14 protein-coding genes and 1 pseudogene are annotated in these 12,106 nt (G+C 67.0%); 6 read left to right on the top strand and 9 right to left on the bottom strand.

Annotation, left to right across the window (positions count from 1 at the left end):
• The first annotated feature begins 96 nt into the window (after positions 1–96).
• Both IF67_RS43875 and IF67_RS0124920 read left to right on the top strand, forming a co-directional pair.
• Positions 97–756 (top strand): hypothetical protein, encoded by a 660-nt coding sequence (locus IF67_RS43875; RefSeq protein ID WP_158713162.1) that lies wholly within the window; start codon positions 97–99, stop codon positions 754–756.
• A 967-nt stretch (positions 757–1,723) separates the two neighbouring features.
• A pseudogene (locus tag IF67_RS0124920) lies at positions 1,724–2,155 on the top strand (aminotransferase class I/II-fold pyridoxal phosphate-dependent enzyme); the annotation flags it as partial.
• A 59-nt stretch (positions 2,156–2,214) separates the two neighbouring features.
• On the opposite strand, the gene IF67_RS45205 reads toward IF67_RS0124920, so the two are convergent.
• The 7 genes from IF67_RS45205 to IF67_RS0124890 form a co-directional block, all read right to left on the bottom strand.
• Positions 2,215–2,448, bottom strand: coding sequence for a hypothetical protein (locus IF67_RS45205; protein WP_234341312.1), 234 nt, complete (start codon positions 2,446–2,448; stop codon positions 2,215–2,217).
• A 172-nt stretch (positions 2,449–2,620) separates the two neighbouring features.
• Positions 2,621–3,337: a hypothetical protein gene (locus IF67_RS0124910; protein ID WP_030989206.1), complete on the bottom strand. Its 717-nt coding sequence runs from the start codon at positions 3,335–3,337 to the stop codon at positions 2,621–2,623.
• 83 nt (positions 3,338–3,420) lie between these two features.
• Positions 3,421–3,582, bottom strand: a complete 162-nt coding sequence (locus tag IF67_RS45200) for a hypothetical protein (protein WP_234341310.1) — start codon at positions 3,580–3,582, stop codon at positions 3,421–3,423.
• 262 nt (positions 3,583–3,844) lie between these two features.
• Positions 3,845–4,195 (bottom strand): hypothetical protein, encoded by a 351-nt coding sequence (locus IF67_RS0124900; protein WP_051818565.1) that lies wholly within the window; start codon positions 4,193–4,195, stop codon positions 3,845–3,847.
• Positions 4,192–5,196 carry a hypothetical protein gene (locus IF67_RS39520; RefSeq protein ID WP_037839808.1) on the bottom strand — a complete coding sequence of 335 codons (1,005 nt, stop codon included), beginning with the start codon at positions 5,194–5,196 and terminating at the stop codon, positions 4,192–4,194. The genes IF67_RS0124900 and IF67_RS39520 overlap by 4 nt, the downstream gene beginning before the upstream one ends.
• Entirely contained in the window at positions 5,193–5,789 is a 597-nt protein-coding gene (locus tag IF67_RS39515) for a WXG100 family type VII secretion target (RefSeq protein ID WP_037839806.1), read from the bottom strand. The genes IF67_RS39520 and IF67_RS39515 overlap by 4 nt, the downstream gene beginning before the upstream one ends.
• Positions 5,790–6,034: 245 nt before the next feature.
• On the bottom strand, positions 6,035–6,571 hold the full coding sequence (locus IF67_RS0124890; protein ID WP_030086092.1) for a YbjN domain-containing protein: 537 nt from the start codon (positions 6,569–6,571) through the stop codon (positions 6,035–6,037).
• Between the two features lie 17 nt (positions 6,572–6,588).
• Here IF67_RS0124890 and IF67_RS0124885 point away from each other — a divergent pair, with 17 nt between their 5' ends.
• A complete protein-coding gene (locus IF67_RS0124885; protein ID WP_030989203.1) occupies positions 6,589–6,789 on the top strand; it encodes a hypothetical protein in 201 nt (66 codons plus the stop codon).
• On the opposite strand, the gene clpB is transcribed toward IF67_RS0124885, so the two are convergent.
• A complete protein-coding gene (clpB, locus tag IF67_RS0124880) occupies positions 6,750–9,380 on the bottom strand; it encodes an ATP-dependent chaperone ClpB (RefSeq protein WP_030989201.1) in 2,631 nt (876 codons plus the stop codon). The genes IF67_RS0124885 and clpB overlap by 40 nt on opposite strands.
• A 254-nt stretch (positions 9,381–9,634) precedes the next feature.
• Here clpB and IF67_RS0124875 point away from each other — a divergent pair, with 254 nt between their 5' ends.
• From IF67_RS0124875 to IF67_RS0124865, 3 genes are all read left to right on the top strand, one after another.
• The gene (locus IF67_RS0124875; RefSeq protein WP_030989199.1) at positions 9,635–10,207 is read left to right on the top strand and encodes a Uma2 family endonuclease; all 573 of its coding nucleotides are present in this window, start codon (positions 9,635–9,637) and stop codon (positions 10,205–10,207) included.
• 29 nt (positions 10,208–10,236) lie between these two features.
• Positions 10,237–10,641, top strand: coding sequence for a pyridoxamine 5'-phosphate oxidase family protein (locus tag IF67_RS0124870; RefSeq protein ID WP_030989197.1), 405 nt, complete (start codon positions 10,237–10,239; stop codon positions 10,639–10,641).
• Positions 10,642–11,069: 428 nt separating this feature from the next.
• Entirely contained in the window at positions 11,070–11,474 is a 405-nt protein-coding gene (locus tag IF67_RS0124865; RefSeq protein WP_030989196.1) for a hypothetical protein, read from the top strand.
• Positions 11,475–11,652: 178 nt separating this feature from the next.
• Here the strand turns inward: IF67_RS0124865 and IF67_RS0124860 are convergent, their stop codons facing one another.
• Positions 11,653–12,105, bottom strand: a complete 453-nt coding sequence (locus IF67_RS0124860) for a heat shock protein transcriptional repressor HspR (RefSeq protein WP_030086081.1) — start codon at positions 12,103–12,105, stop codon at positions 11,653–11,655.
• Position 12,106 lies beyond the last annotated feature (1 nt).

Here is a 12,106-nt window from a genome sequence, read left to right as displayed (position 1 = left end):
GAGCCATTGTTGACTATTCGAGTGAACGGGGGCGGCTCAGGAACGGCCAGGGCGGCTGGTTTCGGGGCTCGCATTCGAATCTAAGGGGATTGCGCTATGCGCGTTCGTATTCGCACCTGCCTTCCTGTCGTGGCGGCAATAGTCGCCGGAAGCGCGCTGCTCACCGCGTGCAACGACGACTCGGGCAGCTCGTCCGACAACGCCACCTCTCCGTCGCAGACGACGTCGGCACCCGCGCCGAGTGACACCAGCGCCGCGGGTACGCCCAGCACGTCGGCGTCGGCGGTCGGCGCGGACAGCGGGTCGTCCGGCAGCCCGGTGACAGTGAACAAGTCGTTCACCGACGATGTGATGGGCGAAAAGGCGACGGTCCTCAAGTACGTGAGCGGGTACCAGCCTTCGGCCGCGTCGAAGAGCAAATACTCCGCGCTGGCGGATGAGGAGGTCGTCCTCGTCCAAGTGAAGGTGACGGCGAGCAGCAAGTACTACGACTCCTTCGGCGCCGGCTCGTTCTATCTCACGGGCATGCCCAACGGGATCGACCAGGCGAGCACCACGATCCTCGACGACGAGATCAAGGCCGCCGGATACCCGCCGCTGCCCGACGCTGAAACGGGCAAGACCACGACCGGCTGGGTCGTGTTCAACCCGGGCAAGGACACGAAGAAGCTTGTGCTTCGGTACAAGCGTCTCGCCGCGAAGACGTCCAACGGCACTTCCATCTCCGCGAAGAACTTTGACATTCCGCTGAACTGACCCGCAGAAGCCCCGACGGCCCGCCGATTTCACCGGCGGGCCGTTTTTCTCGGGAGAAACCCTCTGGTCCCCAGATTCCCTGGAAACGACCCGAGTTCGGCCGCGCTGAGGTCTGTCAATCCGCTGGCCTGCCCGGCTTCGGGGCACCGGAGTAGTTGGCCTATGTCCGCGTTGGTGTGATCACTCGATCCGGTATGGCATGAGGGCTCGGTGGTGGTCGGTGTGGGCGCGGCGTCCGGCGGCGGTGTTCGCAGACCCGCTGGATCTGGGGTCGCTACCGAGGATGCGAATCTGACGGCCGGGAGATCACGCGCTACGCCTGCCTCCATCCCTGCTCCGGGTTTGCCTATCCATTCGGCCGCGGACCAGGGGCCACGGTTGAGCACGGCACCGCCGGTCTCACGAGCAGCGCCACGATCGGTTCGGGCGTCGTGCTACGCCGCCGCTGCGAACTCCCGGACGCGCTCGTTGAAGTCGGCGACCAGGCGGTGGTTGCCGAAGGGCTGCATGCGGCGCTGGAAGTGAGGTCGGCGGGGGTCAGGTGCACCAGTTCGAACGTTCCCCGTGCGACCTCAGTGAGGAACGCCGCCTCGACCCTCGGCCAGCGCTCCAGGATTCAGCAGACCTCAGTCATGACCGGGCTCGGGAGCAAACGTCGGCCGGTTGGCGACGTCAGCAGGGCGGCGCACTCGGGATGCCGCCAGTCGGTGGCGTCCAACGCTGCGGCCAGCGGGCCGGTGTCCAGGACTGTGGCAATCACGCCGAGTCGCCGAAGCGCTCGCGCATTCGCTCACGGATGTAGTCGTCATGCTCCTCGGCAAGGTTCTCGGGTCCATTGACGCTGCCGATCAGGGCCACCAACCCGGCCTCGTAGCGAATGCAGCGCTCACATCGACAGTCTATGGCCGTCGCCTTCCTCGGCAGGCTGATCCGCCGGACCGCAGGCAAATGGGTGTATGAACGCGTCGTGGCCTGGGTCACCGCGCCCCCGGAGCTGGTCAGCGCGGTCCGCTCGGCCAAGCAGTTCCTCACCTATGTCTCCGCGGGCCCGTTCCAGTACGCCGTCGCCGAGGCGCTCGCCCTCCCCGACAGCTACTTCACCCAGCTGCGCGACGATCTGCGCGCCAAGCGCGACATCCTGGCCACCGGTCTCGCGGAGGCCGGCTTCCAGGTCTTCCGCCCCTCCGGCACCTACTTCATCACCACCGACATCCGCCCCCTCGGCCACGACGACGGCTTCGCCTTCTGCCGCGCCCTGCCCGAACGCGCCGGCGTCGTCGCCATCCCCAACGCCGTCTTCTACGACCACAAGGACCAGGGCGCACCGTACGTCCGCTTCGCGTTCTGCAAGCAGAAAGAGGTACTGCGGGAGGCGGCCGGCCGCCTACAGAAGCTCTGAGGAATACAGCCGGACGCTCTTACGTCCCGTACGGCCCGTACAGGACATACGGCCCGCCGTCACGCCCAGAAGCCCTCGGGCGGCGGCGCCTCCGGGTCGGGGGCGACCGGCGGCTCCTTCCGGTCACCGTAGAAATAGTCGTAGAGGTCCTGGAGATAGGCGTAGAGGCGGTCGTCCTCCCAAAAGGGGACGCTGGTCATGTAACACCACTCCGCCGCGGAGACGGACCGCTCCCGCAGGAGGTGTTCCAGGGCCTCCTTGAGATGCCGGGCGAAGGGCGTATCACGGACCACTTCCCCCTTCTTCCTGTGCCACTGGACCACACTTCCCCGACATTTGTCGATATCGTCGATGAACTCGACATTCAGGGAGCATTCGAAGAATATGCAAATATCTTTATCCGTCGCATAATGCGGGATCCCCGACCCCTTGTACTTCATGTATCTCCCTGAGTTCCGGACTTCCTCACCGAGGAGCGAGCGGCATGGCCTCGAAGCCGTCGAAGAGGTATGCATAAACCTGAGCGAGGTACGCCCTCAGCTCCCGCTGGTCCGGGAAGGGCACATAGGTCAGCCCGAACCACTGCTCCACCGTCAGCGGCTGGTTCGCCACAAGGTGCTTCAGCCCCGCACGAATCGTGTCCTGATAGTCGGGCCAGGCCGCATCGAACGTCTCCCGCAGCATTCCGAGGTCGTCGACCGCTTCGACGCCAAGAATTCCGGCACAGAAGTTCACCAACCGGCGGTCGACACCAGGTACCTCCAGACCGATATCCGCCAGCGGGACGGTGACCGGGTCTATCTCCTCGTAGCCGCCCGGATATGGGTAGAGCGTGGTGTTTCGCAGGTCGGCCTCGTTCTCCGGTCCATCCTCGCTCTCCAGATCCTGCGCCGGGCGGTACACGCCGTACAGCAGGCCGCGCGTCGAGAAGTCCGCGTAGACGTAGTTCACTTCACCGTCGGGGCTGTACGGCCGCCTGGGATCGATGGTGATCGCCGTGGCCTTCCCCAGGCACTTCTCCCCCTCTCCGTAAACGGCCTCGAACGGCAGGATCGGCGAGAGGTCGTGATTCTTCAGCGCCGCCTCACGCAGGGCGTCGTCCGCTTGGACCAGAGCGTCCTCGGTGTCGAAACGGCTAGCCCACGGGCCGGTGCGCGGTGGCAATTGGTCGCGCATTGTCATGAAACGGAGGCTCCTTCCATCGAGAGTTCGAGCTGATCGGGCGTGGCCAATCTTCCCACGAGCAACCCGTGGTGCGACGGGCGTCAAGCCTCGTAGCCGGGCGGCGGGACATCATCCGGCGACTCCGGCGGCTCCTTGCGGTCGCCGTAGAAGTAGTCGTACAGATTCCGCAGGTAGGCGTACAGAAGGTCATCGCGCCAGAAGTTGACCTGGTCAGCTCGTACCAGTCCTCTACGGTGGCACACCGCTCACGAAGCAGGTACTCCAACGCTTCACGCAGATTCCGGGTGTCTGGTGATTTGGGGTTTCGGACGATGTGCGACTTGCAAACGGGGACGTCATCGATGAACTCAATATTGAGGCAGGGCCTGAAGAATTTACCAACCCCGCCTACCTCCGCGAAAAAATGCGGGATACTCGATGGCCTGACCTCCTCAGAGTTCACCTTCACCTCACGCATTGTGCGATCCGACTGGCTCCGGGAACATCGTCACCAATTTATATCCGTCATTCCCAGTACCAAGCAGGCGGCGGTGCCTCCGGGTCCGGGGCCTCCGGCGGCTCCTGCCGGTCACCATAGAAGTAGTCATAGAGATCCTGTAGGTAAGCGTACAGACGGTCATCCTCGTAGAAGAAGACGTGGTTCAGCTGCCCCCACTGCTTCGCGGTGACCGGCCGCTCGCGGAGCAGATACTCCAGCGCCTCCCGCAAATGCCGGGAGAACGCCGTGTCCGACGTCGCATTCGCCTTCGTCTTGTCGATGTCGTCAATCCATTCGACGCCGAGCGCGACTTCGAAGAATGTACAGATATCGGGATCGGTGGCAAAGTGCGGAATGCCCTCCCCGCGGTACCTCATGTGTTTCTCTCCCTCTTCGGCTCCGGGTACATCGTCACCAGTTTATGCCCACCCATACCATCCGGCTCGTAAATCGCAAGGAGTCCACCGTCACGGAAGTCCACCGGCTTGTAATTAATATCCTCACCCGTCATCGGCCGGTCCGGGTCAATGTAGAATCCGCGGAATCTCTCGTGGTGATCGCCACCGGGACCCCAGGCGTCCTCGGGCGCGAACCGAATGTCCTGCCGACCCGCCTTGGCGGGATCCAGCAAGGATCTGCCATAGAGATCGGCATGCATGAAGGCCTCGTCCTGGCCGTGATTGAAGCCCGTGGAGAACGCATCGCACTTGTGTCTTTTGTCCTTTTTCTCCGCATCCAGGTAGGCGTCTTCACCCAACCGTTCCTTGGCATTCGGGCCATGCGCGGGGTCGACCTTGCCGGAACTTTGAATGTAGCCATCTTGCTGGCTATAGATCGGTTTTCCATGGCTGTCGAAGATCGGGTTGCCATTCCCGTCGACGCGCTTGGCCGGCTCTCCCAGCCGCTCCTTCAACATCTCATCGGTCGGGTCCAGGTGCCTTTGCGGCCCGTGCCCCTGCTTGCGAAGGTCGTCGACGCGCTCAGCGACCTGTTTCCTGTGCCTGTCCCGCAGATCGTCCTCGTTGAGTACCCGCTGGCCGAGCTTCAGGTGAACCGCATCCCGGTCGTCCTGGTGGCGCCGCATGTCCTTGCGTATCGCCTCCTCGGCCTCGTTGATGTTCTTCCTGGTGATGTCCAGCCCGTGGCCGATCGACCGGTGCCCCTTGGCCATCGCCTTGGACATGTCCGTGATCATCGAGTCGATGATCGGGCGGATCGCCTTCTCCACGATCTGCCCGTACTTGCCCTTGCCGAGCAGTCGGCCGCGGGTTTTGGAGTCCAGGTTGCTGCTGAACCGCTCCACCTTCTCCGCGTGACCATGGGCGTCCTTGGCCGCCTTCGCCAGATTGTCGGGGTGTGCCTTGAATCCCTTGCTCACGCCGCACCCCCCGCAGCGCCCAGCGCCGCGTCAACACCCTTGAAGACAAGACCGGATACGGCTTTCTCGATCTCCGCCTGGAAGGGCTCGATCGCCATGGAGACCAGTTCGGCGATGAGGACGTCCTCGATCTCCTGGATGACCTCTCTGATGATGCGTTTCCCGATCTCGATGGCTGCCGCCTCGGCGGCTGCCGCGATGCCGAGGGTGGCCACCGTCGCGGCGGCTGCGGCCGCCATCTCGACTGCGGTGATGACGAGTTGGGCGATGACCACGCCCTTGGCCACGACCACGCCGACGGCCGCCACCTCAAGTGCCGTGGCGAGCACTTCGCAGCAGTTGGTCAGGACCGTGTGGTGTTCGCCGGAGACTTGGTTCCACCGGCTGAGCAAGGCATCGTAGGAGGCACCCTCGTAGGCGTCCGCGAGCCCTTTCAGCGTGGAGTCCAGCCCGCTGTGCCCCTCCGCGAGGTTCTGGCCGAACTCCCGCACATGCCCGGCCCAGGCCCGCAGTTCGTCCTCGTCGATGTCGGGCCATTCCAGACCCATCAGGTCCATGATCCAGACGACTTCACCAGGCAGCTCGATGGACACCGCCGGCCTCCCCCTTGGCTCCGCGTCCGCTCAACTCCGCGTATGTGGACGAGCGATGTGCCCAGTACGGTTCCACGGCCGACCGAAGATGATCAAGTCGGCGGTAAGGGGAATCGCTGACAGGGCCGGAGCGCGAGCCGTGCGCCGCACCGACCGACCGGGTCCCCCGTCACACGACAGACGCGGGCCCCGGAGCCGAAAGCTCCGGGGCCCGCGCAGCAGGGTGGGTGTGGGACGGACGGGGCTCAGGCCTCGTCGTCACCCGGCTTCTCGTCGGAGTCGCCTTCGATCTCGGCTTCCAGGCCGAGCTGCTCGACGATCCACTTGTCGAATTCGATCGAGGCGCGGACCCAGCTGACCGTGCTCGACACGAAGTGTTCGAGCGAAACACCGGTGCCGATCAGCATCGATGCTTCACCGATCAGACGGACCGTGCCGTCGTCATGGGTGTGGGTGTAGGCCTTGGGCCACAGCGTCCGGCGGTTCCAGTCGTCGATCGCCTCCAGCAGCTTCGACTTGTCGTCGATGCCGTGGGGACGGTCATAGAACGTACGGACGGAGAAGATCTGCTGCTCCTCCTCGCCCCGGAACATGAAGTACGTGCGGAACTGCTCCCACGGGGCGGCGAGGTCACCCTCCTCGTCGACGACGTACTTCAGCTCCATCTGGTCGAGGAGCTGCTTGACCAGGTCCTGGTCTGGCACGACGGGACCATCAGGCCCCGCGGGCTCGGGTTCGGGCTGGCCCCCGAAATTCGGAATCGAGGACGGGTCGATGCTCACCGTGGAATTCCCTTCGTATGGTCCCTGCCATCCTCCCCCACATCCGCCCCGTCCTGGCAACCCGGGACGGAGCGGATACGGGCAAGGTGGCGGTCAAGGTGGCGGTCAAGCTGTCGGTCAAGGACATGATCAGGGACGCGGCCGGGCGGGAGACCGGGCGCCCGGATCGCGGCGCCGGTCAGGCCCCGGGCGCCCCGTCCGACTCCACCGACAGCTGATCACCGTCCACATCCACCCGCACGGTGTCCCCGTCGCGCACCTCGCCCGCCAGGATGGCGCGGGCCAGCTGGTCACCGATGGCGGTCTGGATCAGACGGCGCAGCGGCCGGGCGCCGTAGGACATGTCCGGGGCCGGAGCGTCGATGACCGGTTCCTGGCCGAGCCAGGCGAGCCAGGTCAGGGCACGGTCGGTGACGTCCAGCCGGAGCCGGCGGTCGCCGAGGCGGCGCTGGAGGTGGTCGAGCTGGATCCGGGCGATCCGCTGGAGCTGGTCCGTGCCGAGCGGGTGGAAGACCACCACGTCGTCGAGCCGGTTGAGGAACTCGGGGCGGAAGGACGCGCGGACGGTCTCCAGTACCTTCTCCCGCTTCTGGTCCTCCTTGAGCAGCGGGTCCATGAGGAAGCTGGAGCCGAGGTTGGAGGTCAGGATGAGGATGGTGTTGCGGAAATCGACCGTTCGGCCCTGGCCGTCCGTGAGCCGGCCGTCGTCGAGGACCTGGAGCAGGATGTCGAAGACGTCGTGGTGGGCCTTCTCGACCTCGTCCAGCAGGATGACGGAGTACGGGCGACGGCGGACCGCCTCCGTCAGCTGGCCGCCCTCCTCGTAGCCGACATAGCCGGGCGGCGCGCCGACCAGCCGCGCGACGCTGTGCTTCTCGCCGTACTCCGACATGTCGATACGGACCATCGCCCGCTCGTCGTCGAAGAGGAAGTCCGCGAGCGCCTTGGCCAGCTCGGTCTTGCCGACACCGGTCGGGCCGAGGAAGAGGAAGGAGCCGGTGGGGCGGTCCGGGTCGGCGATGCCGGCGCGGGTACGGCGGACGGCGTCGGAGACCGACCGTACGGCCTCGGTCTGCCCGATCAGCCGCTTGCCGAGCTCCTCCTCCATCCGCAGGAGCTTCTGGGTCTCGCCCTCCAGCAGACGGCCGGCCGGGATGCCGGTCCAGGCGCCGACCACATCCGCGATGTCGTCGGGACCGACCTCCTCCTTGACCATGGACTCCTTGGACGCCTCCTGCTCGGCCTCGGCGGCGGCCGCCTCCTCCAGCGCCTGCTCCACGCCCGGGATCTCGCCGTAGAGCAGCTTGGAGGCGGTGTCGAAGTCGCCGTCGCGCTGGGCACGCTCGGCCTGGCCGCGCAGCTCGTCGAGCTTCTCCTTGAGCGCACCGACCCGGTTGAGGCTCTCCTTCTCCTTCTCCCAGCGGGCGGTCAGACCGCGCAGCTCCTCCTCCTTGTCGGCGAGGTCCTTGCGCAGCTTCTCCAGCCGCTGGAGCGAGCCGGCGTCGGTCTCGTTCCGCAGCGCCAGCTCCTCCATCTTGAGCCGGTCCACGGCACGCTGGAGCTCGTCGATCTCCACGGGAGAGGAGTCGATCTCCATACGGAGGCGGGAGGCGGCCTCGTCGACCAGGTCGATGGCCTTGTCGGGCAGGAAGCGGGAGGTGATGTAGCGGTCGGAGAGGGAGGCGGCGGCGACCAGCGCGGAGTCCGCGATCTGCACCTTGTGGTGGGCCTCGTAGCGGCCCTTGAGCCCGCGCAGGATCGCCACCGTGTCCTCGACGGTCGGCTCGGCGACCAGCACCTGCTGGAAGCGCCGCTCCAGCGCCGCGTCCTTCTCGATCCGCTCGCGGTACTCGTCCAGCGTCGTTGCGCCGACCATCCGCAGCTCACCACGGGCCAGCATCGGCTTGAGCATGTTGCCGGCGTCCATCGAGGAGTCGCCGCCGGCGCCCGCGCCCACGACGGTGTGCAGCTCGTCGATGAAGGTGATGATCTGGCCCTCGCTGGACTTGATCTCCGCCAGGACGGTCTTCAGCCGCTCCTCGAACTCACCGCGGTACTTGGCGCCCGCGACCATCGCCCCCAGGTCGAGCGCGACCAGCCGCTTGTTGCGCAGCGACTCGGGCACATCGCCCTTGACGATCCGCTGCGCCAGCCCCTCGACGACGGCGGTCTTGCCGACACCCGGCTCACCGATCAGCACCGGGTTGTTCTTCGTACGGCGGGAGAGCACCTGCACCACACGCCGGATCTCGTGGTCCCGGCCGATGACCGGGTCGAGCTTGCCCTCGCGGGCGGCCGCCGTGAAGTCGGTACCGAACTTCTCCAGCGCCTTGTACGTGCCTTCCGGGTCGGCATTGGTCACCCGCTGCCCGCCGCGGGTCGCCTCGAAAGCGGCGAGCAGCTTCTTGGCGCTCGCTCCCTGCTCGGCGAGCAGCTCACCGGTCCGTCCGCCCTTGGCGGCGATACCGATGAGGAGGTGCTCGGTGGAGACATAGGCATCGCCGAGCTCCTTGGCGCGCTGAGTGGCGTCCGCGATGGCGGAGAGCAGATCGCGGTCCGGCTGCGGCGGCGCGACCGTCGAGCCCTGCACGCTGGGCAGCCCGGCGAGCTGCCGCTCGGCGCCGTTGCGCAGCACGGCGGCGTCCGCCTCGACGGCGGACAGCAGGTCCATGATGTTCTCGTTGTCCTGCCCGGCCAGCAGCGCGAGCAGGAGATGCGCGGACGTCATGTCCGCATGTCCGGCGGTGACCGCCCGCTCGTTGGCGGCGCTCAGCGCCTCCCGGCTCTTGTTGGTCAGCTCGGCGTCCACGTCCTCGCGATCCTCCTCGACTCGTCCTCAACAGCCTCTACGCCCAGTCTGGGCCCGGTCGGCGCGCCCGCGCGGCACATCCTGCTCGTGCCAACGTGCGATAAGTTGAGTCTATTCCACTCAAGGTTGATTCGGGGAGCCGCCCACCCCACCCTCGCTCACTCGTGCGAGGGAATCGCGCTGAACGCGCCGTCCCGCCCCACGCCGCCCGGCGACACTGGCCTTCAACCACAAGGAGGTGCAGCATGACGGCTATGGCACACGAGCCGATGCCCACGCAGGACGACATCCTCCTGGAAGGCTTTCTGGCGCTGGAGACCCCGACAGGTTTCCGGGCCGAGCTCATCGAGGGGGAGATCGCGGTGACACCGCCGCCGGATGGCGACCACGAGGACTGCCTGAGTCTCGTCTTCGAGCAGGTCATGCAGTTGTCTGCAACGGCCATGCAGTTCTCGGGACACAAAGGACTCCTCCTCTCCCACGCGGCGGGCCGGCCCGCGGACCACGTGATCCCCGACGCCACCATCGCCCCACGCGCGCTGCGTCTCTTCCGCGGCGCCCCTCCCTGGATGCCCAGCGACGGCGTTGCCATGGTCATCGAGGTGACGTCGAGCAAGCCCCACAAGGACCGTGTCGCCAAGCGCCATGGCTACGCCCGCTCCGGCATTCCGCTCTGTCTCCTGGTCGACCGTGACAAGTCAGCGGTCACACTGTTCAGCGAGCCGGAGGGCGAGGACTACCTCAACACTCACATCGCCCCCTTCGGCAAACCCCGCCCCCTCCCCGCCCCCTTCTCCTTCGACCTGGAAACCACCGACTTCCTCTGAACCCCGGGCCCGGAACTACCCTTGCCCCCATGGCCCATGACCTCAGTGCCCTCAGCCCGGAGTACCTCGCCTTCTGGGGCGAGTATCTGATGCCGACGCTCACCACGCTGCGTACGGACGGGACGCCGCACGTCGTCCCGGTAGGCGTCACCTACGACGCCGGGCAGCGCATCGCGCGGATCATCACCCGCAAGGACAGCGCCAAGGTCAAGAACATCCTCGCCGCCGGGGCGGACGGCGCCACCGTCGCCGTGTGCCAGGTCGACAAGGGGCGCTGGGCGACCCTGGAGGGCATCGCGCGGGTGCGTACGGACACCGAGTCGGTGGCCGACGCGGTGAACCGGTATGCCGAGCGCTACGGCCGGACGCCGACGCCCAACCCCGATCGCGTCATGATCGAGATCGCGGTGACCAAGGCGATGGGCCGGGCCTGAGAGCCTGCCCGCCGCTCCCCCGTCCCGCCGCCTCCCCGTCCCGCCGGGCACACCGTCCCCTGGCCGAAAACGGACCCTTCCGCTCCGCCGTGGGCCGTCCACCTGGTACTCAGGAGCGACGGGAACCGAACAGCTCCGTGCAAGGGCGGACGGCATCGGGCCTGCCCCAGGCAAAAGACGGCAGCTGGAGGCCGCATGGCGTCGGCATTGCACATCGTGACGACCGTTCCGCGCCGGCCGCCCCCCACCCGGCCGCGCCCGCATGCCGAGCTCTGTCCGCGCTGCGGCGGCCAACTGGCCGTCAACCAGGACGGCTGGAAGATCTGCCACGCCTGCGGTTACGCTTCGCCGCCCGGTACAGCCCCTCCTCCACGGGCCACCCACGGGGGTATCGTCGCCCCCACAGTCGCCACGCCCCGGAGGGCACGATGAACTCGGTCCGAGTGACGGCGATCGCCTGCCTGATGCCGCTGTCCGAGCTGGACGAGGATCCGTTCCTGGTCGATGACCGCAGCCAGCACGACATGTGCAAACAGTGGGCGGCAGCCCGTGACTACCACCTGACCTGCCGGCTCAGCCTGCACCACCTGCGCGCCGATCACAGCGCACTGTGGCGCGATGTCGAGGACGGCCTGGTCGATGTGTTCGTGACGCCCAACCGCCGGGCCCTGGAGAACGCCATCGACGGCACCGCCGAGTTCACCGCGCGGTGCGCCGCGGCCGGGGTGCGCCTGGAGACCGCCGACCTCGACGAGCCGGTCTACACCCTGGCGATGAAGTCGCATGTGCACCGGCGCCTGTCGATGCCGACGGCGGGGTACAGCGGCTGCTGAGCGGGCGCGGGCCGTGCGCAGGCGGATGCCCGCAGACGGAGGCCGCAGGACGACAGCCGCAGGAGGACACCGGAAGACGCGCGGGGCAGGGAACAGCACGCAGAGACGCGACAAGGGCCGGGTTTCCCCGGCCCTTTGCCACGTCACGCGCCGGGTGCTCGCGCCCCGGGACGGCCGTTCACTCCGGCCGCTTGGGCCGCCACACCACCAGCGCGCTGCCCTGCTGCACATCCTGATACGGCACCAGATCGCGCCGGTAGGAGGCGTGCACCGCCGCCTCCCGCTGCTGCATCGCGCTGGCCGCGCCCTCCAGGGCGCCCTGGAGCTCGATGACCCGCTGCTGAAGGGCCGCGACCTGGTTCTCCAGCTCGATGATGCGCTTGATGCCGGCGAGGTTGATGCCCTCGTCCTGGGACAACTGCTGCACCGTACGGAGCAGTTCGATGTCCCGGGCCGAATAGCGGCGGCCCCGCCCGGCCGTGCGGTCGGGCGAGACCAGCCCGAGCCGGTCGTACTGACGAAGGGTCTGCGGATGCAGGCCGGAGAGCTGAGCCGCGACGGAGATGACGTACACCGGCGACTCATCGGTCAGTTGATAGGGGTTACGACGCTGCCCGCCCCGGCTGTCCATC

This window comes from Streptomyces sp. NRRL S-1813 (genome assembly GCF_000719605.1).
In the GTDB taxonomy this organism is placed as follows: domain Bacteria; phylum Actinomycetota; class Actinomycetes; order Streptomycetales; family Streptomycetaceae; genus Streptomyces; species Streptomyces decoyicus.
Note: the sequence above shows the minus strand (reverse complement) of the source record. Positions and strands in the feature narration are given on the sequence as shown.